The sequence below is a fragment of the Hyphomicrobium zavarzinii ATCC 27496 genome (genome assembly GCF_000383415.1).
GTDB classification, from domain to species: domain Bacteria; phylum Pseudomonadota; class Alphaproteobacteria; order Rhizobiales; family Hyphomicrobiaceae; genus Hyphomicrobium_C; species Hyphomicrobium_C zavarzinii.
Genome location: NZ_KB911265.1, coordinates 64,984 through 86,061, shown reverse-complemented (window position 1 = coordinate 86,061; position 21,078 = coordinate 64,984). Strand labels below are relative to the sequence as shown.

Here is a 21,078-nt window from a genome sequence, read left to right as displayed (position 1 = left end):
CACCGAACTGACCAGCATGGCGATCCTCAAATGGAGCAAGGCCAGCGGTGTCGACTGGCACTACATCCAGCCCGGCAAGCCGCAGCAGAACGCGTTCGTCGAGAGTTTCAACGGTCGGCTGCGCGACGAGCTCTTGAACGAGACGTTGTTCTCCACGCTCGACGAAGCGAGAACGCGGCTGGCGGCGTGGCGCGACGATTACAATCGTGTCCGGCCCCACTCGGCTCTCGCCAACCGGACACCGGAGGAGTTCCACGACCACCATCTGGCCCTTGCCGTGACGAACGATCAGGTCCAGAAATTTAGCCCAGGACTCACCCTCTGACTGGATGAGAGAAGGGTCTCAGGTCACTTCGACAAGCCGAGCAAAACGCTCTATCTCGCTACCGCCTATCACGGCACGGATCTGTTCATTTACAAAAGCAGTGTTGAGCGTCCGTCGTGGCTCCTGCATCGCAAGATTGTGGGCAACTTCACCTATCCGCGCTTCGTTGGCGACGGAATGAGCCCGCTGCTTTTCGTGCGAGAGATAGTCCGAGACGCCAAAGGACGCCCATTTGGTCATTTGGCAACGCTGGATCCGCATTCAGGAACGAAGACCACAATCGCCAAGGCCCCGGACAGAGGGCACCGCGAGGAGGTAATCTACGCATCGACCCCTCACGTTCACGGCGGCAAGGTCTACTTCGCCTACACGCTCTTCGATGGCACCCGGAACAAGGGAGCGTTCCTGGGAGTGTTCGACCTGAAAGCAAAAACGTGGACGGATCGGAAGCTGCTGAAGGACGAAATCGTCCCCTCCCCAGTGACGACAGGAGTATGGGCTGACGGCAAGAGAGTTCGTGTTGGGCTGTCGCAGACGTCGGCCGAAGACGGCGAGGACATCATCCGTATCGTAGAGATGTCTTTGAACGGCCTCTATGAGCGAGAAATCTACCGAACGAAACGTCCGGTGCTCTACTATCAGAATACGGTGGCGTTTCACCCGTCCGGAACTTGGCTGATCAGCAATCCATCGTTCCTGCACCCTCAATATGTCGAAGGCGGTCGCGGCTCCTATCTCAGCGTATCGAGCAACATCGAGCGCTACAGCATAAGAGATTTCAATACGAGTTTGATACTTACATCACCCATGTTCTCAAATTGGTGTAGCCGCTAGGATGAGGATAAATTCGCAATCTTGAGTGGCGCCGCATGGCTCAAGGGGCGCGTCGGAAAACGAAACGCCACCATGAGAAACGCTGCCGGAGCCTCCCTGATAATCAAGAACCACGTTGCCATTCCCGGCCGTTCCCGCGAAAATCGGGTCCGGTCTCTCGATGGCTGGAGAACGAGATGGTAGCCAAAGATTCGCTGCTCGAAATGCTCGCGCGAACCGCTCTGTTCGGCGCCCTTGAGGAGGCCGACCGGAAAGCGGTGGCTCAGGAGATGCGGGAAGCCTCCTTCGACGGCGGTCAGGCCATTTTTGCGCGTGGCGATGCGGGGCGGGAGATCTATCTGGTCACGGGCGGCCGCGTGAGGCTTTCGGTGCTCACCTCCGAAGGCCGCGAGCTGTCTTTCGCCCACGCCGAGCCGGGCCAGATTTTCGGGGAGATCGCTGTCCTCGATGGAGGCGTCCGCACCGCCGATGCAACGGCTGTCACAAAGGTGGGCGCTCTGACGTTGTCCAAGGGCGCGCTCGCCCGCCTGATCGAGCAGCGCGCCGTGGTACGCGAGGCCGTCATCAAGTTTCTTTGCAACCGCGTCCGCGAGGCCGACCATCAGCTCGAAGGCATCGCCCTTTATCCGATCGAGGTCCGGCTTGCCCGGTTCTTCCTGGCCGCCGCCCGCCAGAAAAGCGAGTTCAAGCCCGGCGCCAAGGTCATCCTCGACCTTCCGATCTCTCAGAGCGAGCTGGCCCTGCTGATCGGCGCGAGCCGCCCTAAGGTAAACGCGGCCCTGGCGATGCTCGAGGACGGGGGCGCGATCGAGCGCAAGGAGAGCCGTTTCACGTGCGACATCGACGAGCTCGAGGGCATCGCCGGCGCCTGAGCGGCGGTATCCCGTCCTGTTTCCTGCGGCACTTCCCCGGATAAGGCGTCCCTGTTAGAGCGGCAGGATGCGGTCCCGGCTTCCTGCTATCTTCGGAATCCAGGACCTCGTCCTCATTGGGGAGACTGCTGACCGTGTCGGGGCCGAAAGAGCCTGGGACTGATCCCGCCTTCAGGCGCATGCTCGCTGACCTCGGTGCGTCGCACCGGCTCGCGGCGCTGGGAGGGTGGCTTACGCGCCTTGCCGAGGCCGGAACCGACGGCTATCCGCCGGAAACCAAGCGTAGGCTCATGATCCTCAACATGATCGCCTACCTCATCGCGGTCTCGACACTCGTCTACTTCGTTCAGCAGACTTTTCTCGACTACGACCGCTATTGGCCGATCGTCTATATCAACCTGGCGATCGTGATCGTGATGCTGGCCGTGCCGTTCGTGCACCGGTTTGGCGCCGTCGCGGCGGCGCTGCTGATGCTGGTGACGGAGTGCGCGGCCCTGCTCGCCTTCACGGCGTTTCTCGGACGCAACTCGGGTGTACATCTCCAGTACTTCGTCATCGCGGCTGCGGCGTTCGTCGTCTACGGGCTCCAGCGGATGTCGCTCATCATTCCGTCGATCACCGCCGCGGTCATCCTTCACCTCGTGTGCTGGTTCTGGTATCCGGGCTCCGAGTCCCTGCTCCAGGCTGAGCAGGAGGTGCTCGATTCCATGTACATTCAGGCCACCATCACCACCTTCGGCCTGATCGCGGCGTCCGTGTATTACGCCTTCCGGCTGGCGGAAAACGCCAAGGCAGAGACCGACGCACTCCTGCGCAACATCCTGCCGGACAATGTGGTCGAGCGCCTGAAGGCGAAGCCCGCCGAGCCTGTCGCCGATACCTTCGCGGACGCCTCGATCCTGTTTGCCGACATCTCGGGCTTCGTTCCGCTCGCGCGCCGCCTGGGCGCCAGCGAGACCGTCGCTCTCCTGAACAGGCTCGTCTCCATGTTCGATGCGCTGGCCGAGCAACACGGCGTCGAGAAGATCAAGACGATCGGCGACGCCTACATGGTGGCCTCGGGCGTGCCGGAGCCTACGGCAGATTTCGCAGCTCGCCTCGCGCACATGGCGCTTGCCATGCAGCAAGCCGTGCGCAGGCTGCGGGCCGAGACCGGCTACGAGATCGACATGCGGATGGGGCTGGCGACGGGACCGGTCATGGCGGGCGTCATCGGCCGGCAAAAATTCAGCTACGATATCTGGGGCGACGCGGTGAATTTGGCGGCGCGTCTGGAAAGCACGTCCGTTCCGGGGCGCATCCACATCTGTCCGATGACGCGCGACAGGCTCGGCACGGCGTTCGAGGTGGAGCCACGCGGCCCCATCGACATCAAGGGCGTTGGCCAGAAGAGCACTTGGTTCCTCGTTGCCGCCAGACCATGATCGCTTCGGACCCTACCAGTCCGAAGCGTGAATCATCGGTCTCATTAAAGTCCATGATCGCTTCGGACCCTACCAGTCCGAAGCGTGACTCATCGGTCTCGCTAAAAGCTCCATGATCGCTTCGGACCCCATCAGTCCGAAGCGTGACTCATCGGTCTCGCAAAGGCGCCGCCGGCTTCCCCTCGCCGCCGCAGACTGATCACACGGTCGGGCCGCCTGCCGTGGGAAGGAAACGCTGCTTGATCTTCCGGAACAGCGTGTCGCGCACGGAGCGATAGGCGGCCAGGATCTCGTCCCGGTTCCCGCATTCGAGAACCACCGTCGCGTCAGGCGTCGGCCAGTACTCGATCTCCGCTGGCACCACGCGGGTGAGTTCCAGGCCGTGGTGGTGGGCCTCCGGAGATAGAGTGACGATGAGATCGTATTTCTCGACCTCCGCGTCCTTGAAAGCCGTGGGCTCGTGGTCCGAGATGTCGATGCCGATCTCGTCCATCACCGCCACGGCGTAGGGATCTTGCAGGCCCGGCCGCACCCCGGCCGAGGCAACCTGCACGTGGGGCCCCATCAAATGCTGAAGGATCGCGGCGGCCATGGGGCTGCGCACGGCGTTCATGGCGCATGCGAACAGCACGGTCTGATGCCCGTCCCCCTCGCCTGACACGAGATTTACCCCTTCCAGTGGAGGGCGGAGATGAGAGTGAACAAGCGCCGCGCGGTATCGAAGTCGATGGAGATCTTCCCTTCGAGACGTTCGACGAGCACGCGGCTGCCTTCGTCGTGCAGGCCGCGCCGCCCCATGTCGATGGCCTGGATGCGGGAGGGCTGCGCCGTGCGGATGGCCTGATAGTAGCTATCGAGCACCAGGAAGTAGTCCTTCATGATGCGCTTGAAGGGTGTAAGAGAAAGATGGTGGGCGACAATCGGCTCCTCGGAGGGCTTTGAGGCGCTGTAGACCGTCAGCGCCAGTCGATCGTCGACGAGCCCGATGGTGAGCTTATAGGGGCCATCGTCGCGGCCTTCGAGCTTGAACGAATTTCCGTCGAGCAGATCGTAGATCGCGACTTCCCGCTCGTGCTCGATGTTGGCGTTGCCCCGGCCGATCGATGCGGGGTCGAGCACGACCTCGCTCAAGCGGTCGTTGGTCTGTACCGTCTCTGTCGAAACCTGGTCCATAACCTAGCCTTTCCCGGAAAGTCGGATCTCGACCGAACGCCTGTGCGCTTCGAGGCCCTCGGCGCGCGCGAGCGTCATGGCCGCCGGCGCGAGCTTGGAGAGCGCCTCGTCGTCCAGCTTCAGGATCGAGGTGCGCTTGAGAAAGTCCAGCACCCCGAGGCCCGAGGAGAAACGCGCGCTGCGTGCGGTTGGCAGCACGTGGTTGGAGCCCGCGACGTAGTCCCCGATCACCTCCGGCGTGTAGGCGCCGAGGAACAGAGCACCCGCATTGCGGATGCGCGACCCGAGATCGTCGGGATCGCGGGTGGCGATCTCGAGATGCTCGGCCGCGATGCGGTCCGCGATGGCCGGCGCTTCGTCGAGCGAACGCACCAGAATGACGGCGCCGAAATCGCGCCAGCTCGCGCCCGCGATGTCGGCCTTCGGCAGTTGCTGCACCTGGCGCAGAACGGCGGCCTCCACCGCTTCGGCGAACGCTTCGTCGTCGGTGAGCAGGATCGACTGCGCGGCCGTGTCATGCTCGGCCTGCGCCAGAAGATCCGCCGCGATCCAATCCGGATCGTTGTACTTGTCCGCGATCACCAGCACCTCGGAGGGACCCGCGATGCTGTCGATGCCGACGGTGCCGAACACCTGCCGCTTGGCGGCCGCCACATAGGCATTGCCAGGCCCCACGATCTTGGCAACCGGCCGGATGGTTTCGGTGCCGTAGGCGAGGGCGGCGATGCTCTGCGCGCCGCCCACGCGGTAGATCTCCTCGACGCCCGCGAGCTTGGCAGCCGCCAGCACCAGCGGGTTCAACGCGCCGCGCGGCGCGGGCACCACGATGACGAGGCGCTCGACGCCCGCCACCTTGGCCGGCACGGCATTCATCAGCACAGAGCTCGGATAGGACGCGAGCCCGCCGGGCACGTAGAGGCCGGCCGACTCCACCGCCGTCCAGCGGTGGCCGAGCGTCACGCCGAGCTGATCGCGATAGGTCTCGCTCGCCGGCAGATGGCGAAGATGGTGGTCCGAGATGCGGTCGCGCGCGAACGCCAGCGCCTCCAGCGTCTCGGGGCTGCAGGCGCGCACGGCCGCCTCCACCTCGTCCGGCGTGACGCGAATCCCGATGGCGCCGAGATCCACGTTGTCGAACTTCTGCGACAGCGCGATGAGCGCCTTGTCGCCGTGTGCCCGCACGTCCGAGATGATCGCGCGCACGGCCTGATCGACATCCTCCGACGCTTCCCGCTTGGTGGCGAGAAAGGCTTCGAAGCGGGATGCGAACCCCGGGTCGGATGAGGTCAGCCGCACAGGCATGGAAAGCTCCGGTATTGCAAGCCCTTCTCTGGGGCTCCGATGATCCTGGCCGTTATAGGCGAGGGGGGGCGAAGGCGAAAGCGCGCAGGCGTCACAGGAGGTTCCCATTTGCCCCGGGAACGGCGAGCATCAGTCGCCCGCATGCTCGGGCTTGCTGCGGGTTTCCCAGGCTGCGCCGAGGTCGCTCAAAGCCGCCTCGATGCACTCGACATCGAGCCGCACCGCCCCGCCGCCCGCAAAGGTCAGCGTGATCGTTCCATAGGGCGCCTCGCGCGGCTCGAACGTGAGCGTTAAGAGCGAGAGCACCTGATCCTTGTTGGTGAGGTCGATGCCCGACACCTTCGCGCCGGTCACGTGCTCGATCCGCGCGCCCGCCCGCCGGCGCACGAAGCGCTCTCCGTTGGCCGGCGGCTTGGCGGATTGCGCCCAATCGAAGCGATTGGCAACGATGGCGAAACGCCGGTCGGCCTTGATGTAGGCCATGTCTTCCACACGCAACACGGCGTCCTGGAGGTGTGCCGCGATAACGGCAAGATCCTCAGCATCGAAGGCGATGAGCTTGAGGTCTGGCATGGAGTGACGTCCCGTTCGAGGTGGCGGTCTCCGCGAGTGATAGCGGGAGCGGCCGGGCCACGCAACCGAGGCCCGCCGTCCGGCAAACGCACCGCTCCGGTAACTTTTCGGCGTCGTTACCGAATGGACAACTCCGCGACGCCGAGGGCAAGGTTAAGGCCCGTCTGGCCCTGAACGCTGAGCGGCTGAAGCACGATGGAGTTGTTGGAGCCGCCGACCAGCACCTTCGCGCCACCGCCGATGCCGAGCGCCACGTCTGCCGTCGCACCGGCATAATTTCCGGTGAGCCCGCGCTCCACGATGGCGTCGGTCGAGGCGAGCACCGTCCACACCATCACGCTCTCGCTGGTCACGCCGATGTCGAGGCCGATCTTGGTGATCGAGGCCGAGTAGTCCTCGCTGTGCCTGCCGGAAGCGGATTTGTAGGTGCAGGCGTAGGTCTTCTTGGAGCCGAGCACGAGACCGATGCCTGCTCCGCCCGTGCAGGTCAGAGTACCGGCGTTGATCTTCGCCTGCGCGAGCGCAGGAGCGGCCGCCAGCAGCGACACGGCAGCGGCGGCGATGAGGGTGAGGCCGGTTTTTTTCACGCGTGGTCTCCAGGTGGTTGAGCGCATGCGGGGTGCGGGAGCCCGCTATCCGATCGAATGCGCGGCGATGGGATCGTTGCCCCGACAGGGGAGAAGCTGAGCCCGATCCCCCAAACGGGTCCTTGACGCTCGTCAATGCCGGAAAAGTATGACGGGAGGCGGGCAGGCGGACAACACCCCGCCCCCTCCGGCAACTCCGCGCAGAAGGCGCTTAACGGTTGCGTGCGATCTCGCGGACAGGCCCCGGCGCCCACGTTATACTGGCCTTTTTCACGGCGGGCCTGACACCAGCGAGGCTTCATCATGATGAGCGCCCCTTTTGACTTCGATTTTCTCGAGCGCTTCCGGATTCCTCTCAAGCGGTTTGGCGCCGGAGAGAAGATCTTCCTGGAGGAGGATCCGGGCGACTACATGTATCTGGTGATCGAAGGCAAGGTCAGCATCGTGACCTTCGGCACCGTTCTTGAGAACGTCGGCCTGCACGGCATCTTCGGCGAGCTGGCGCTGATCGACAATTCGCCCCGCTCCGCCGCCGCCATCGCCGCAGAGCCGTCCGAGGTCGCCCTCATCAATCGCGAGACTTTCCTCGAGCTCGTGCGCCACAACCCCGCGTTCTCCCTCTACGTCATGCGCCAGCTCGCAGCCCGCATCCGCCGCATGAACAAGAACCTCTGAGAACGGGCATCAGCCCGCCGTCAGGCGCTCGATCTTGGCTCCGCAACGCGAGAGCTTCTCCTCGAGGCGCTCGAAGCCGCGGTCGAGGTGATAGACGCGGTTGATCATGGTCTCGCCTTCGGCCATCAGCCCGGCGATGACGAGGGAGACCGAGGCGCGCAGGTCAGTGGCCATCACCGGCGCCCCCGTCAGGCTCTTCACGCCTTTGATGGTCGCGGTATCGCCGTGCAGTTTGATGTCGGCGCCGAGGCGGGCAAGCTCCTGCACGTGCATGAAGCGGTTCTCGAAAATTGTCTCGCGGATCACGCTGGTTCCATGCGCGCGAGTCATAAGCGCCATAAGCTGGGCCTGAAGATCGGTCGGGAACCCTGGGAACGGCTGCGTCTCCACATCCACCGGCTGGAGGCCGTTGCCGTTGCGGGCGATGCGCACGCCGGTGTCCGTGTCCGTCACGGTCGCGCCCGTTTGCGCAAGTGTATCGAGGGCGTTCTTCAGGAGATCGCGCCGCGTGCCTTCCAGCACCACATCGCCTCCCGTCGCCGCCACCGCGAACGCGAACGTGCCGGTCTCGATACGGTCCGGAAGGACCGTATGCACCGCGCCTTCGAGGCGAGGTTTGCCCTGGATGCGCAGCGTGGAGGTGCCGATGCCCTCGATCTGCGCGCCCATCTTCACGAGGCAGGCAGCCACGTCGCCCACCTCGGGCTCCCGCGCCGCGTTCTCGATCAGCGTCTCGCCCTTGGCCAGCGTCGCTGCCAGGAGAACGTTGTGCGTCGCGCCCACGGAGACCGTCGGAAACAGCACATGCCCGCCCACGAGCCCGTTCGGCGCATTGGCGATCACATATCCGCCGTCGATCTGGATGTCGGCGCCGAGCGCCTTGAGGCCCATCAGGTGGAGGTCGACGGGCCGCGTGCCGATGGCGCAGCCGCCGGGCAGCGACACCTTCGCCTTGCGCATGCGCGCGACGAGCGGCCCGAGCACCCAGAAGCTCGCCCGCATGCGCGACACCAGCTCGTAAGGCGCGGTGGTATCCGAGATGTCGCGTGCCGTGAGATGGAAGGTCTCGCCGAGATGCGGCGTGCCGCCGGAGCGCTTTCCATCGACGGCAAGATCGACGCCGTGATTGCGCAGGATGCGCGCCAGCAGATTGACGTCGGCCAGGTTCGGAACGTTCTTCAGCGTCAGCCGGTCGTCGGTGAGCAGCGACGCGATCATCAGGGGGAGAGCCGCGTTCTTCGCGCCGGAAATCGGGATGGATCCCTGAAGCCGTTCGCCGCCGATGATCTTGATGCGATCCATGGAGTGACCAGAGCCTTTCGCCGAAATGGGGTCGCGAGCCTTCGAGGACTGGAGACGCGAGGCCGCCGACGCAATCTCAGAAATGATTAAGCGTTGAGAGGCCCCGAGAGCAATGGAATCCCACTAACCGCCGTGCTTCCCACATGATTTTGGACCGGCTGCGTGTTTCGGGAGTGCCTCAGTCGCCAGCATCCCCGTGATCGGCGGTCTGGCCGTCATCCGCGGCGGGGGCGCCCGCGTCAGCGCTCTCGCGCCCCTGTTTGCTCCGCGCCAGCGCTTTGCGGCGCGCCAGGTTTTCCCTGAGCGCCTTGGCCAGCCGTTCCTCTCTGGAAGGCGGCGAAGGGGGCCTGGGATGATCTTTGGAGCTCATGGATGAGGATCTCGCGACGGAAGCGTCTGAACGAGCTAGCTAGCGCGCCCGTGCGCCCGTGCCAAGTGCGGGCAAACCTTCCCTGTTTGCATCTTTGGATTGCGGTGCCGAGAGAGGATCTGCAACCAAAGATAGATATTGAGCAGTATGCAGACAATCTTGGTTGACACGATCATGGTTAAAACGTTGTCTGATGTAAGTCATTTTATGTGTGTTGCGTTCAGATGCCGGTGCGGTGGCGTTCAGTTCATCGTGTTCACCGAGCCCCGCGCCCTTACGGCGCCAGGCACTTGGCTTTTGCGTCCCTCGCGATCCTCGCTCCTTTTCTCACCACTTCGGTTTCAGCTGATCCGTCGAGGCCCTCGAGCGGGCGGGAGGTTTGGGCGGGCGCCGACGTTTCGAGCAACGTCTGGCTCGTCTATTCCGGCGTGACCTTCGCTCCCTGGAGCGGCATCCACGACAACGGCGTTCGCTTCCGCGCAGCGGGCGGATACGGCGAATACAGCTATGCCGATCGCATTCCGAGCATCGATCCCAGCACATTGCGGCCGATCTCGTTTCACGCCGAAACCTACTTTGCCGATATTCTCGTGGGTTATCTTCAGCGCTTTGGCGAGCTGACGGCCAAGGCGTTCGTGGGCGCCTCGATCATCAGCCATGACATTGCGCCGCTCGACGAGGAGACTGTCGCCATCGGCGAGGAGGTCGGCATCAAAGGCGTGCTGGAGTTGTGGCTGAACATGGGCGAGCGCGGCTGGGGCTCGCTCGATCTGTCCTGGTCGTCGGCCCACAATTCACGTGCCGCGCGGGGGCGGGTAGGCTACCGCTTCTGGCCGAAACTGTCGCTTGGCCTCGAAGCCGGTATCAACGTGGATGCGCAAGGGGAGTGCCGCATGGACGGCAGCGGCACCAAGGGTTGCCGGACTTTGGCCGACCAGACCGTGGAGGCCGCCGAGTTGCTCGACTACGCACGGGGCGGCGCCTTCGCGCGCTACGAATGGGGCACCGGTGAGGTCTCGGTTTCCGCTGGCGTTCTCGGTGACAGCTTCGGGCACGAAGGCCCCGCCGAAATCGCGCCCTACATTACCGTGAACTGGCTCACTCAGTTCTGATTCCCCTCCGAAGCGCGCCCAAAACTGTGCCGCTGCCGTCAGCCGGGTGTGCGGGATCCTGCCGCATCGAAAACACAAAAAACTTTGGGAATTCAAAGATATCAGCTGTTTAACCTCACACCTTCGGACGCCTTGACAGGGTCACAATTCTCTCTCACAAACAAAACGGACATTCGTTTTGTTTCAAGGGGAACAGCCTGTCGTCGCCAACCAGGCGAGGGTGGCGCAGTGCGGAAAGCCACCCGTCATGCCAAAGCTCACACCCGAAACGCAGCACGCCCGCCGCGAGCGCATCCTCGATGCCGCCGAGCGCAGTTTTGCGCGGGCGGGCTTTCACCGCTGCACCATGCAGGAGATCTGCAGAGAGGCGGGCATCAGCCCCGGCGCGCTCTATGTCTATTTTTCCTCGAAGGAGGAACTGATCGCCGGCATCGTGGAGCGCGATCGAAACAAGCTGGCCTCGGAGCTGGCGGAGCTGAAGAACGCGCCGGATCTTCTCTCTGCACTCGCCAAGCTCGGCGAGCACTACACCATCGAGGAGCCGCTCTATAAGCGCGTGCTCTGCATCGAGATCGGCTGCGAGGCGACGCGCAACCCCGCCGTCGGCGAGATCTACCGCTCGGTCGACACCTTCTGCCGCCAGAATTTCGCGCAGGTGTTCGAGCGCGCGCGCGAGGACGGAAAGATCGAGCCTCAAGATGACTCCCGCACGCTCGCAGAGGTGGTCTCCCTGATCGGCGACGGCCTGTTCTGGCGCCGCGCCGTCAATCCCGATTTAGACGTGCAGGCGATCCTTCCGATCATCGTGCGGCTTGTCAGCACGCTTTTGAATCCCGTCGAGCCGAGTGTTCAACCGGCATCGAAAGCCGCCAAAACCGAGGCTGCCGTATGAGAACGCGTCTTCTGGTCATTCTCGCGGGGCTTGGCGGCTTGGCCGTTGCCGCCTATCACTCGGGCTTCGTCGAGCCTCATCTCGCGACCTTCGCGGCGAAACACGCCGAGGCGGAGGAGCGGGCCGCCGCGAAGTCTGAGGCCCCTGTTCCGGCCGTCTCCGTCGTGCAGGCCACCAAGTCCAATTTCGTGGAAACCGTTCTCGTCACCGGCTCCTTCGTCGCGCGCGAGGAGATTCTCGTTGCGCCCGAGGTCGATGGCCTGCGCGTGCTGGAGCTCAAGGCCGAGGAGGGCGACCGCGTGAAGAAGGGCGACGTCCTCGCCATTCTCGTCACCGAGCAGATCGAAGCCCAGCTCGCCGCCAATGAAGGCGCCCTCGTCAGCGCCACTGCGGCGATCGAGCGTGCGAAAAGCCAGATCGCCGAGATGGAAGCCCGCGTCGCCGAAGCGGACGCGCAGCTCGAGCGCGCGCGTCCCCTCGTCAAGGACAAGTTCCTGTCCGAAAGCGTGTTCGATCAGCGCCAGGCTGCGGCGCGCGCGGCTCACTCCCAGCTTGCCTTCGCAAAGGGTAGCTTCGCCCAGGCCGAGGCGGAGAAGGTCCAGGTGGAAGCTCAGCGCCGGGAGCTGCTCTGGCGGCGCGGCCGCGCAGAGGTCCGCGCCCCCGCGGACGGCCTCATCAGCCGCCGCAGCGCGCGCATTGGCGGTCTCGCTCTCGCCAATGCCCTGGCAGGCGGCGACACCATGTTCCGCATCATCGAGAACGGCGAGGTCGAGCTCGACGCGGAAGTCGCCGAAACGCATCTGCACAAGGTGAAGGTGGGCCAGCCTGCCCGCGTCGTCTCCTCCGGCGGCACCGAGGTTTCGGGCACCGTTCGCCTTGTTTCGCCCGAGGTGGACAAGACTACGCGCCTCGGCCACGTCCGCATTTTCCTCGGAGCCAATCCTGATCTCAAGATCGGCTCCTTCGGCCGCGGCACCATCGAGACCTCGCGCGGGCGCACCATCGCCGTTCCGCTCTCCGCCGTTCTCTATTCCGAAGACGGCGCAAGCGTTCAGGCCGTGGTGGAGGGCAAGGTCGTGACCCGCAAGGTCAAGACCGGTCTCGAAACGGCGGGCATGATCGCGATCGAAAGCGGCCTTTCGGAAGGCGATGTCGTCGTCGCCAAGGCCGGAACCTTCCTCCGCGATGGCGACGCCGTGCGTGCGGTCCAGCCCGCTGCGAAGATCAGCGAGGCCGGCCAATGAACATATCGGCATGGTCGATCCGCCATCCGGTCCCGTCGCTGGTGCTGTTCATGGTGCTGCTCGTCCTGGGGCTCACCAGCTTCCAGACTCTGCCGGTCACGCGCTTTCCGAACATCGACGTGCCGATCATCCAGGTGCGCATCTATCAGTCGGGTGCCGCGCCTTCCGAGCTCGAGATGCAGGTCACCAAGCGCGTCGAGGACGCGATTGCCGGCATCAACGGTGTGAAGCACGTCACCTCCGCCGTCAACGAAGGTGCGTCTGTCTCGACCGTCGAGTTCCGTCTCGAGACCGATCCCGACCGCGCCCTCAATGACGTGAAGGACGCGGTCCAGCGCATTCGCACCGATCTGCCGCGCACCATCGAGGAACCTGTCGTCACGCGCATCGAGATCGAAGGTTTGCCGATCGTCACCTACGCCGCGCGCGCGCCCGCGATGACGCCGGAACAGTTGTCCTGGTTCGTCGACGATACGCTGGTGCGCCTGCTGCAAGGCGTGAAGGGCGTCTCGGAGGTTCGCCGCACGGGCGGTGTCGTGCGCGAGATCCGCGTCAATCTGGATCCCGATCGCCTGCTCGCCTTCGGTGCGACGGCGGGCGACGTCAATCGCCAGGTGCGTGCCTCGAACGTCAACCTGGCGGGCGGCCGCGGCGAGATCGCGGGGCGCGAGCAGGCCATCCGCACCCTTGCCAGCAAGCAGACCGTGGCCGAGCTGGCTGAGACGATGATCGCGCTGCCCGGCGGCCGCAAGGTTCGCCTGGATCAACTGGGAACAGTTACCGACGAGGTGGAGGAACCCCGCACATTCGCCAAGCTCAATGGCGAGAGCATCGTCGCCTTCTCGATCTCGCGCGCCAAGGGCGCGAGCGACACCGAGGTCGCCGACGCGGCCTCGAAGAAGATCGAGGAGATCCAGAAACTCTATCCCGACGTCATTCTCCAGCGCATCGACAACACGGTCGACTACACCTACGGCGTCTATCAGTCGACGATGAAGACGCTGCTCGAAGGCGCCGTTCTGGCCATCGTGGTCGTGTTCATCTTTCTACGCGACATGCGCGCGACCATCATCGCCGCTATCGCGCTTCCGCTCTCCATCATCCCGGCCTTCTGGGCCATGTCCGCGATGGGGTTCTCGCTCAATCTCGTAAGTCTGCTCGCCATTACCATCGTGACCGGCATTCTCGTGGACGACGCCATCGTCGAGATCGAGAACATTGTGCGCCACATCCAGATGGGGAAATCGCCCTACAGGGCCGCGCTCGAAGCAGCCGACGAGATCGGTCTCGCGGTCATCGCCATCACCACGACGATCATCGCCGTCTTCACGCCCGTATCGTTTATGGGCGGGATCGCCGGACAGTATTTCAAGCAGTTCGGCCTGGTCGTGGCCGCCGCCGTATTCTTCTCGCTGCTGGTGGCACGCCTCATCACGCCCCTGCTCGCGGCCTACTTCATGCGCGGCCACCATCATTCGGCCGAGGAAGGCCGCTTGATGCGCCTCTACACGCGCATCGTCGGCTGGTCCGTGCGCCATCACTTCGCGGCGGTCGGCCTCGGCGTCCTCATCTTCATGGGCTCCATCGGCAGCTTCTATCTGCTGCCCTCCGGCTTCCTTCCGCAGGAGGATACCGGCCGTATGCTGCTCGGCGTGGAGCTTCCCCCTGGAACGAAGCTCGCCGACACGGAAGCCACGACCGACCTCGTCACCCGCCACATCAAGGCACGCTCCGACATCGAGAGCGTGTTCGTCATCGGCGGAACGCTGCTCGGCAGCGGCGAGGAGGTGCGCAAGGCTACCCTCATCGTGACGCTCGTTCCGAAGGATAAGCGCAAGCTGCCGCAAAGCCGTATCCAGGAGGAGATCGGCCGCGATCTGGCCGACATCCCGGACATTCGCTACTTCTTCTTGCAGGACGACGGTCAGCGCGAGCTTCAGCTGGTCGTGACCGGCCGCGACGGCGAAGCCGTGAACAGGGTTGCCGCCGAGCTGACCAGCCAGGCCAAGCGCATCCCGACCCTGGTCAACGTCGTCTCGACCGCTGAGCTGGACCGTCCGGAGCTGCGGGTCTATCCGAGGTCCGAGGTCGCAGCCGAGCTCGGTATCACGACGGAGGTCATCTCCGAGGCCGTTCGCATCGCGACCATCGGCGACATCGGCGCCAATCTCGCCAAGTTCGACGTCGGCGACCGCCAGGTCCCCATTCGCGTCCAGTTGAGGCAGAGCGCGCGAGAGAGCCGCCAGCTTCTCGAAGGCTTGCGCGTCACGACGACGAGCGGAGCCTCCGTGCCGCTCTCGGCCGTCGCGACGTTCGACTACGGCCAGGGCCCCACCGCGATCGATCGCTACGACCGCACGCGGCGCATCGTGCTCGGCGCGGATCTCGTGACGGGAACGCCGCTGGGTGATGCGGTGAACGCGGTCATGGCGCTGCCCGCAGCCAAGAATCTGCCCGCAGGCGTCGAGATCAAGCAGTTCGGCGCCGCCGAGGTCATGGGCGAGGTGTTCGAAAGCTTCGAGCAGGCCATGGGCGCGGGCCTGATGATGGTCTACGCGGTGCTCGTCCTCTTGTTTGCGAGCTTCCTGCAGCCGATCACCATTCTGTTCTCGCTGCCGCTTTCCATCGGCGGCGCCATCACCGCGCTCGCCATGACCGGCAACGCCATCAGCCTTCCGGTTGTCATCGGTGTTCTGATGCTCATGGGCATCGTCACCAAGAACGCGATCATGCTCGTGGATTTTGCGGTGGAGGAGATCCGCCGCGGCGTGCCGCGCGACGAGGCGATCATCGATGCGGGCCGCAAGCGCGCCCGCCCCATCATCATGACCACGATCGCCATGGTGGGCGGCATGCTGCCCTCCGCCCTAGCCCTCGACTCGGGCGGCGAGTTCCGCGCGCCCATGGCGATCGCAGTGATCGGCGGCCTGATCTCGTCGACGGTCCTGAGCTTGCTGTTCGTGCCTGCCGTCTTCGCCGTGATGGACGACGTGGGGAGTGCGATCTGGCGCCTGTTCAGCCGCCACGTGGGCGCGGTGGATGAGCCCGCCGGGCCGAAGCCACCTCTTCTGGCCCCGCCCTCCCAGCACCCTGCCGAATAGGCGAGCCCTTCGGTCTTAGAAAGCAAAGAAGCCAGGTCCTCGATGGAGGGCCTGGCTTCGTCGTGTTTCCCGTGAATCGCAGATTGATCGCGCTCTAGCGTGCCGGCGCGGCCGAAGCGGACGCCTCATGGCGGAAGAAGGCGTCCACCCGCATGCCGGTCAGCAGTGGCGGCGTGCCGTCCAGCCCGATCAGAACCTCGAGTACTTCCACGTCGTTGGGACGGCGCGGCCCGCGCGTGGTGATACGGGGCGAGCCGAGTGCGGGCGCGAGCTGTGTCACGACACCCTCGAAATCCTTGTCGGGGAAGGCATCGGCCCGAACGACGACGCGCTGCCCCACGCGGATGCGGGTCACGTCCCGTTCTTCCACTTCCGCCCGCACGCGCAGGCTGGAGATATCGCCGAACAGAACCAGCGCTGCGTCGGGAGAGGGCGCCGCCATCTCGCCGGCACGCGCCCAGACGTTCAGCACCGTGCCGTCGCTCGGCGCGCGAACGCGCGTGCGCTCGATAGCGTTCTCCACCTGGGCCACGTCGGTGCGCGCGGCGATGAGTGCGGATTCGAGGCGCGTCGGCAGCGGCAAATCGGGCTTGGCAAGGATGGTGTCGAGCGCCGCGCGATCCTCAGCAACTTTCTTGTCGGCTTCCGCGAGCTTCTCGCGTGCGGCCGTCACGGCATTGGCGTCGCCGCCGTTCTTGCTCTGGCGCACGGCCTCGTCGAGGTCGCCCTGCGCACGGAAGCGGGCACGCTCGGAGTCGTTGAGCGCATCCTCGGCCTTGCGCCGTTCGAGTGCGACGCCGGTGGCTTCCTCCTCGTCGCGCTCGCGGATGCGGACCTCGGCTTCGGATTCGGCTGCGATCAGCTTCGGGATCAGGTCGTCACTGTCGAGTTTGACGAGCACATCGCCCGCCGCCACGCGATCGTTTGTCTTTGCAATCACCTCGACGATGCGCGCGGGAACCTCCGAGGAGATGCGGATCTCGCCCTCCTTGGGTTCCACGCGGCCGGTGGCGGAAGCAGCCCAGACGGGCCGTGTGAGGAGCGAGTCGGCCGCATGCGCATCGCCGCTCGTGATCTGCTGGGCGTTCTGGCTGAGCTGCGGCGTGAGCTGGTTCAGCATCACGCTCGTCGCAATCGCCGCGACGGCAGCGGCCGCCACGGCCGAGAAGGTGGGATCGAGCTTAAGCATTTGCCTTACGCCTCTTTGTCAGGTCGGTGATCTCGGGAGCGTCGAGACCCTGCGGTCTGCGCTCCTCGCCGACGATAAGTCCGTCCTCGATCCGCACGACGCGGTCGGCGTAACCGAGGGTTCTGGGATCGTGGGTAACCGCAAGCACGCTGCGGTTCTGCTCCTTGGCGATCCGTGCGAGCAGCGCCATCACTGCGTGCCCGTTCTCGCTGTCGAGCGCTGCCGTCGGCTCGTCAGCAAGCACGACGGAAGGCGAAGCGGCGATTGCGCGGGCGACCGCCACGCGCTGCTGCTCGCCGCCCGAGAGATTGGACGGATAGTTTTTCAGCCGGTTGCCGAGGCCCACCTCGCGCAGAACCTCCTCGGCGCGCAGTGCAGCCTGGTAGCCCTTGCGCCCGATCACGTCGAGCGCGATGCGCACGTTCTCGAGCGCCGAAAGCGTGGGGAAGAGATTATAGGACTGGAAGATGAAACCGATGTGCTTGCGGCGCAGCTCGGCAAGCTCTTCCGCGTTCTTGCCCGCGACCTCCTCGCCCTCCACCCGCACGATGCCGGAGGTTGGCGTCAGGATGCAGCCGAGGATGGAGAGCAGAGTCGTCTTTCCGCTGCCGGAAGGCCCCATGAGCAGCGTCAGCTCGCCTTTGACGAGAGCCAGGTTCACGCCCTTGAGCGCCTGAACCTTGCCGGCGCCCTTGCCCAGCTCCTTGACCACGTTGACTGCTTCGAGCACGGGTGTCGTCATCTGTTGAACACCATGGCTGGATCGATCCGGGTGACCTTGATGATCGCCGAGATCGCGGAAACCGCCGACATGAAGAGGGTCAGTCCGAACAGCGCGCCCGCAAGACCCGGGGTCATCACAAGCGGCAGCGGCGTGTTGCGGCTTATGTAGAGGATCCCGAGGGAGATCAGAATGCCGAGGATGTAGCCGATGACGGCCGACAGCCCCGCCTGCGCGAGAATGACCTTATAGATGTAGCCGGACGACGAGCCGAGCGCGCGCAGCGTCGCGAACTCGTTCAAGTGGTCCTTGGTGCTCGAATAGAGCGTCTGAGCCACGATCACCGTGCCGACCAGGATGCCGAGCAGCGCGCCGCCGATAAGGGCAAGTCCCGCGCCCGTGCGGAACAGCCACTGCCGCAGGCTGCGGTCGCGGAACTCGTCCTTGGTCAGCACCTCAGCGCCTTCGAGGCGCGTGCGCAGCTCATGGCGCACGGCTTCCACGTTGGCGCCGGGCTCGAGCTGCACGAGATAGAACGTCGCCTTGTCGCTATCCGCGCCGAGCAGGCTGCGGGCACGCGAGAGCGTCGTGAAAACGTAGGGCGATTGCGTGAAGGAGCGGATGCGATGCGTCAGCGCCTTCACCTTCACGCGGCCCATGGCGATCTGGGCCGTATCTCCGATGCCGTTGATGCCGAGCTCGCGGAAATAGGTGTCGTCCGCCGAGATCGCGTCCGGCGACTTGATGTCCTGCCAGGTTCCCGCGACCAGCGACCACGGTTCGAGCGCGCCATCCTCCGCATCGGTCCCGACGAGAACCACCCGCGTCGAGCCGCCTTCCGGCTTGCGCCATTCGGCGAACGCGACGACAAGGGGAACCACGGCCTTGACGCCCGGGGTGGCGAGCGCCTGGTGCCGCTCGCGCGACGTGAGCAGGATGCCGCCTTCCTCGAAGCTCTTCGCGCCGAAGGCCGTAATCCAGAGATCGCTCTTCGAGCGCTCGATCATGGACGTGATCATCTGGCTGGAGCCGAGGTACATTCCGAGCTGAATGGCGACGAGCACGATCGAGAACAGAATGCCGACCAGCGTCACCGCCAGTCGGATCCGGTCATGGAAGAGATTGCGGAACGCAAGAGTGAGGATCATCGTCTCGAGAGCCGATCGGGTTGCCAGGGTTGGAGCGCGCCTTGAAGTACGTCGGACTTGGATCGGGCGTGCTGCAAGCGCCGAAGTCTAATAATGCCCGCCCGCCGCTTATCATTCTGACGTAGGCCGTCTAATGAGACGGTATATAGGTTTTGGACGTGGCACACACTACCCTTGTAGCGTCAAAGGTTTCAAATCAAAGCGTTAGGGCAGAAAGATGGTAAGTCTTTTCTCTGCCCTCTTGATGAGCCTCGGCACTTGATCAATAACGGTTTACTCCGTGTTTTTGCCGTTTTTGATTGCAGAGTCGACGTCCTGCGACGAACCGACAGTTCGGCGCGGGTGCTTTTTGGCAAGCAGCATAAACAAGCTATTAGGTCCCTCATGAAAGAGAGAATTCTGGCCCTTGCGGGTCTTACTGCGCGGCTCGTCCCGGCGTTCGTCGTGGGTCTGGTTGCACTCGCCTCCGAAAGCGCTGCAGCCCGCCCCGAGCTTGGAGTCTGGATCGATGACAGCGGCCAGGGCGCCGTCGAGATCTACATCTGCACGGACAACCCCAATCGCCTCTGCGGCCGTATCGTCTGGCTTAAGGAGCCCTTGAATGCCGAGGGCGTACCGAAGCACGATCGCTACAACCCCAACGCCCAGATGCAAGGCCGTCCGATCTGCGGCCTTCCGATCCTGTGGGGGCTCGGATTGATGTCGGATGGCACTTTCGACGGCGGCCAGATCTACGATCCGAAGACCGGCAAAACCTACAGCTCCGCTCTCAAGCTGGCGCAGGCCGACAAACTGGTCGTGACCGGCTATCTCGGCGTGAAGATGCTCGGGAAGTCGTTCACCTGGACCAAAGCCCCGGACGATCTTCAGCGTTGTGAAGGTGCGCCTCCTCCTCCCGCTTGAGCCGGCCCGGGATGACGGCGGCATGTCCGCCGCAACGTCCCGGTGAAGGCCCCAAAAGAACGCGGGATGTTTTGGCAAAAGAAACAGAAAAGGCCGGATGCGTGATGCACCCGGCCTTTTTCGTTTGAAGGTCCTTTTATTCGAACGTGCGTCGGCTTATTCAGCGACGCCCTTGTTCTGGACCAGGCGCGCAACGGCGGCCTTTTCTTCGATCTTCTGCGTCAGGCGCTGCACGAACTCCACCGTGCGATCGACCACGATCGAGCGCTGACGGTCGAGCGTGACCATGTGATAGCTGTCGTCGAGAACGGTCATCTCCACCACGCCGCCGAGCTTGCGCTGCAGCTTGAAGGCGTTCGAGATGTCGCTCTGGTCGTCCTCGCGCGGATGGAAGATCGCCGCGTGATGCGGGATCTCGCTGAGCCGGCGCCGCACGTCGCGGGCAAGCGCCTTGAATTCCCAGACGAGGCCGCCGCCGCGTCCGAAAAGATCTTCCATCGGGCGTCCCTCGCTCTTGAAGGACTCGATGACGAAATTCCGGATCCGCTCGTCCTTGATGCCGTAAGGCGCGCGCTGCTGCAGACGCATCAGCGATGCTACCCACTTGTGATAGACGAGGCCGAACAGGTTGAAATGAAGCGGAATGGCCCAGCCGTTGGGCCAGATGGTCGGAGCGAACAGCAGAAGACCGTGCACCTCGTCCTTGCGCTCGCGGGCAAGCCTCAGCGAAAGCATGGAGCCGGCAGAAATGCCGCCGACGATGATCACGTCGCAATGCGCCTTGAGCTCGTCGTGCGCAGCTTCGAGCGCCGCATACCAATCCTGCCAGGACGAAAGACCGGACGTATCAGTGCCACCGCCGAGACCGGGGATGAGAGGGCAATAAACAGTGTAACCCTGGCGCGCAAGTCCTTGAGCAACAAACCGCAATTCGATTGGATTGCCACCGAGGCTATGCACCAAAAGCACGCCCACCTTACCGCCCGGGATCACCAGGCTGTCGCGGTAGGCATTGATTTTTTCTTTCTTGATCATGCAGTTAGGTTAACTCGCTGTTGCACTCCAAAAGGAAATAAAGCCGATTAATTCGAAATTGCCAAGCACAGAGTCGGCCTCCCGAATTAATACAGACGAGATAGAGATCCTCCGGTTTCCTCGCCGTGCCGCATTTAATGGCGTGATGCACGCTAATTAAACGGCCATGTTTCCTGAGCTCGGGCCTAAAGAACTTCTATAGCCTCTCCAATCGGAAATATTCCGCTAATCCAGCCGCGGCGCGGAGCCCGGTGGGACACATCGAAATATGACGGTCGGTCCGCGTTCCCGCACAG

Annotated in this window: 22 protein-coding genes; 10 read left to right on the top strand and 12 right to left on the bottom strand. The window is 64.0% G+C overall.

Features of this window, described 5'->3' with window-relative positions:
- A partial coding sequence (locus F812_RS25000) for an integrase core domain-containing protein (protein ID WP_020088030.1) occupies positions 1–325 on the top strand: 325 nt, incomplete at its 5' end.
- An 18-nt stretch (positions 326–343) separates the two neighbouring features.
- Here the strand turns inward: F812_RS25000 and F812_RS26875 are convergent.
- On the bottom strand, positions 344–565 hold the full coding sequence (locus F812_RS26875; protein ID WP_020088029.1) for a hypothetical protein: 222 nt from the start codon (positions 563–565) through the stop codon (positions 344–346).
- Between F812_RS26875 and F812_RS0121365 the strand changes: the two genes are divergently transcribed.
- The 3 genes from F812_RS0121365 to F812_RS0121355 all read left to right on the top strand — a co-directional run bounded on the left by F812_RS0121365 (position 566) and on the right by F812_RS0121355 (position 3,455).
- The gene (locus tag F812_RS0121365; RefSeq protein WP_020088028.1) at positions 566–1,159 is read left to right on the top strand and encodes a hypothetical protein; all 594 of its coding nucleotides are present in this window, start codon (positions 566–568) and stop codon (positions 1,157–1,159) included.
- A gap of 176 nt (positions 1,160–1,335) precedes the next feature.
- Positions 1,336–2,031 (top strand): Crp/Fnr family transcriptional regulator, encoded by a 696-nt coding sequence (locus tag F812_RS0121360; RefSeq protein WP_020088027.1) that lies wholly within the window; start codon positions 1,336–1,338, stop codon positions 2,029–2,031.
- 134 nt (positions 2,032–2,165) lie between these two features.
- On the top strand, positions 2,166–3,455 hold the full coding sequence (locus F812_RS0121355) for an adenylate/guanylate cyclase domain-containing protein (protein WP_156827595.1): 1,290 nt from the start codon (positions 2,166–2,168) through the stop codon (positions 3,453–3,455).
- Positions 3,456–3,654: 199 nt separating this feature from the next.
- Here F812_RS0121355 and F812_RS0121350 read toward each other — a convergent pair whose 3' ends face one another.
- The 5 genes from F812_RS0121350 to F812_RS0121330 all read right to left on the bottom strand — a co-directional run bounded on the left by F812_RS0121350 (position 3,655) and on the right by F812_RS0121330 (position 7,090).
- Entirely contained in the window at positions 3,655–4,116 is a 462-nt protein-coding gene (locus tag F812_RS0121350; RefSeq protein ID WP_020088025.1) for an arsenate-mycothiol transferase ArsC, read from the bottom strand.
- A 5-nt stretch (positions 4,117–4,121) separates the two neighbouring features.
- Positions 4,122–4,628 carry a UPF0262 family protein gene (locus tag F812_RS0121345; RefSeq protein WP_020088024.1) on the bottom strand — a complete coding sequence of 169 codons (507 nt, stop codon included), beginning with the start codon at positions 4,626–4,628 and terminating at the stop codon, positions 4,122–4,124.
- Positions 4,629–4,631: 3 nt separating this feature from the next.
- The gene (gene hisD / locus F812_RS0121340; protein ID WP_020088023.1) at positions 4,632–5,930 is read right to left on the bottom strand and encodes a histidinol dehydrogenase; all 1,299 of its coding nucleotides are present in this window, start codon (positions 5,928–5,930) and stop codon (positions 4,632–4,634) included.
- 129 nt (positions 5,931–6,059) lie between these two features.
- Positions 6,060–6,503 (bottom strand): DUF2948 family protein, encoded by a 444-nt coding sequence (locus tag F812_RS0121335; protein WP_020088022.1) that lies wholly within the window; start codon positions 6,501–6,503, stop codon positions 6,060–6,062.
- Positions 6,504–6,619: 116 nt separating this feature from the next.
- Positions 6,620–7,090 (bottom strand): DUF992 domain-containing protein, encoded by a 471-nt coding sequence (locus F812_RS0121330; RefSeq protein ID WP_020088021.1) that lies wholly within the window; start codon positions 7,088–7,090, stop codon positions 6,620–6,622.
- Between the two features lie 303 nt (positions 7,091–7,393).
- On the opposite strand from F812_RS0121330, the gene F812_RS0121325 reads away from it, so the two are divergent.
- Positions 7,394–7,765, top strand: coding sequence for a Crp/Fnr family transcriptional regulator (locus F812_RS0121325; protein ID WP_020088020.1), 372 nt, complete (start codon positions 7,394–7,396; stop codon positions 7,763–7,765).
- A gap of 9 nt (positions 7,766–7,774) precedes the next feature.
- On the opposite strand, the gene murA is transcribed toward F812_RS0121325, so the two are convergent.
- Together murA and F812_RS24995 are read right to left on the bottom strand one after the other, a co-directional pair.
- Positions 7,775–9,067, bottom strand: coding sequence for a UDP-N-acetylglucosamine 1-carboxyvinyltransferase (murA, locus tag F812_RS0121320; protein WP_020088019.1), 1,293 nt, complete (start codon positions 9,065–9,067; stop codon positions 7,775–7,777).
- Between the two features lie 178 nt (positions 9,068–9,245).
- Complete coding sequence (locus F812_RS24995) at positions 9,246–9,437, bottom strand: hypothetical protein (protein WP_020088018.1); 192 nt, start codon at positions 9,435–9,437, stop codon at positions 9,246–9,248.
- A gap of 290 nt (positions 9,438–9,727) precedes the next feature.
- Between F812_RS24995 and bcsS the strand changes: the two genes are divergently transcribed.
- The 4 genes from bcsS (at position 9,728) to F812_RS0121295 (ending at position 15,786) form a co-directional block, all read left to right on the top strand.
- Positions 9,728–10,549 carry a cellulose biosynthesis protein BcsS gene (gene bcsS / locus F812_RS0121310; protein ID WP_020088017.1) on the top strand — a complete coding sequence of 274 codons (822 nt, stop codon included), beginning with the start codon at positions 9,728–9,730 and terminating at the stop codon, positions 10,547–10,549.
- A 247-nt stretch (positions 10,550–10,796) separates the two neighbouring features.
- Entirely contained in the window at positions 10,797–11,441 is a 645-nt protein-coding gene (locus F812_RS0121305) for a TetR/AcrR family transcriptional regulator (protein ID WP_020088016.1), read from the top strand.
- Positions 11,438–12,685, top strand: a complete 1,248-nt coding sequence (locus F812_RS0121300; protein WP_020088015.1) for an efflux RND transporter periplasmic adaptor subunit — start codon at positions 11,438–11,440, stop codon at positions 12,683–12,685. The genes F812_RS0121305 and F812_RS0121300 overlap by 4 nt, the downstream gene beginning before the upstream one ends.
- The gene (locus F812_RS0121295) at positions 12,682–15,786 is read left to right on the top strand and encodes an efflux RND transporter permease subunit (protein WP_020088014.1); all 3,105 of its coding nucleotides are present in this window, start codon (positions 12,682–12,684) and stop codon (positions 15,784–15,786) included. Before F812_RS0121300 ends, F812_RS0121295 begins: the two co-directional genes overlap by 4 nt.
- Positions 15,787–15,880: 94 nt before the next feature.
- On the opposite strand, the gene F812_RS0121290 is transcribed toward F812_RS0121295, so the two are convergent.
- Genes F812_RS0121290 through F812_RS0121280 form a run of 3 tightly spaced genes read right to left on the bottom strand, consistent with a single transcriptional unit; the run spans position 15,881 to position 18,844 of the window.
- A complete protein-coding gene (locus tag F812_RS0121290) occupies positions 15,881–16,975 on the bottom strand; it encodes an HlyD family secretion protein (RefSeq protein WP_020088013.1) in 1,095 nt (364 codons plus the stop codon).
- Complete coding sequence (locus tag F812_RS0121285; RefSeq protein ID WP_020088012.1) at positions 16,968–17,717, bottom strand: ABC transporter ATP-binding protein; 750 nt, start codon at positions 17,715–17,717, stop codon at positions 16,968–16,970. Before F812_RS0121285 ends, F812_RS0121290 begins: the two co-directional genes overlap by 8 nt.
- Entirely contained in the window at positions 17,714–18,844 is a 1,131-nt protein-coding gene (locus tag F812_RS0121280; RefSeq protein WP_020088011.1) for an ABC transporter permease, read from the bottom strand. The genes F812_RS0121285 and F812_RS0121280 overlap by 4 nt, the downstream gene beginning before the upstream one ends.
- Positions 18,845–19,228: 384 nt before the next feature.
- On the opposite strand from F812_RS0121280, the gene F812_RS24990 reads away from it, so the two are divergent.
- Positions 19,229–19,747: a DUF2147 domain-containing protein gene (locus F812_RS24990; protein ID WP_020088009.1), complete on the top strand. Its 519-nt coding sequence runs from the start codon at positions 19,229–19,231 to the stop codon at positions 19,745–19,747.
- Between the two features lie 156 nt (positions 19,748–19,903).
- Here F812_RS24990 and F812_RS0121265 read toward each other — a convergent pair whose 3' ends face one another.
- Positions 19,904–20,782, bottom strand: a complete 879-nt coding sequence (locus tag F812_RS0121265) for an alpha/beta hydrolase (RefSeq protein ID WP_020088008.1) — start codon at positions 20,780–20,782, stop codon at positions 19,904–19,906.
- Between the last annotated feature and the right edge of the window lie 296 nt (positions 20,783–21,078).

Bases quoted from the DNA above. Each gene is read 5' to 3' on its own strand.
- F812_RS0121290 (WP_020088013.1), bottom strand. From the start codon at position 16,975: ATGCTTAAGCTCGATCCCACCTTCTCGGCCGTGGCGGCCGCTGCCGTC.
- F812_RS0121300 (WP_020088015.1), top strand. From the start codon at position 11,438: ATGAGAACGCGTCTTCTGGTCATTCTCGCGGGGCTTGGCGGCTTGGCC.
- F812_RS0121325 (WP_020088020.1), top strand. From the start codon at position 7,394: ATGATGAGCGCCCCTTTTGACTTCGATTTTCTCGAGCGCTTCCGGATT.
- F812_RS0121345 (WP_020088024.1), bottom strand. From the start codon at position 4,628: ATGGACCAGGTTTCGACAGAGACGGTACAGACCAACGACCGCTTGAGC.
- F812_RS24990 (WP_020088009.1), top strand. From the start codon at position 19,229: ATGAAAGAGAGAATTCTGGCCCTTGCGGGTCTTACTGCGCGGCTCGTC.
- F812_RS0121285 (WP_020088012.1), bottom strand. From the start codon at position 17,717: ATGACGACACCCGTGCTCGAAGCAGTCAACGTGGTCAAGGAGCTGGGC.
- F812_RS0121360 (WP_020088027.1), top strand. From the start codon at position 1,336: ATGGTAGCCAAAGATTCGCTGCTCGAAATGCTCGCGCGAACCGCTCTG.
- F812_RS0121305 (WP_020088016.1), top strand. From the start codon at position 10,797: ATGCCAAAGCTCACACCCGAAACGCAGCACGCCCGCCGCGAGCGCATC.
- murA (WP_020088019.1), bottom strand. From the start codon at position 9,067: ATGGATCGCATCAAGATCATCGGCGGCGAACGGCTTCAGGGATCCATC.
- F812_RS26875 (WP_020088029.1), bottom strand. From the start codon at position 565: ATGACCAAATGGGCGTCCTTTGGCGTCTCGGACTATCTCTCGCACGAA.
- hisD (WP_020088023.1), bottom strand. From the start codon at position 5,930: ATGCCTGTGCGGCTGACCTCATCCGACCCGGGGTTCGCATCCCGCTTC.
- F812_RS0121265 (WP_020088008.1), bottom strand. From the start codon at position 20,782: ATGATCAAGAAAGAAAAAATCAATGCCTACCGCGACAGCCTGGTGATC.
- F812_RS0121335 (WP_020088022.1), bottom strand. From the start codon at position 6,503: ATGCCAGACCTCAAGCTCATCGCCTTCGATGCTGAGGATCTTGCCGTT.
- F812_RS0121280 (WP_020088011.1), bottom strand. From the start codon at position 18,844: ATGATCCTCACTCTTGCGTTCCGCAATCTCTTCCATGACCGGATCCGA.
- F812_RS0121295 (WP_020088014.1), top strand. From the start codon at position 12,682: ATGAACATATCGGCATGGTCGATCCGCCATCCGGTCCCGTCGCTGGTG.
- F812_RS24995 (WP_020088018.1), bottom strand. From the start codon at position 9,437: ATGAGCTCCAAAGATCATCCCAGGCCCCCTTCGCCGCCTTCCAGAGAG.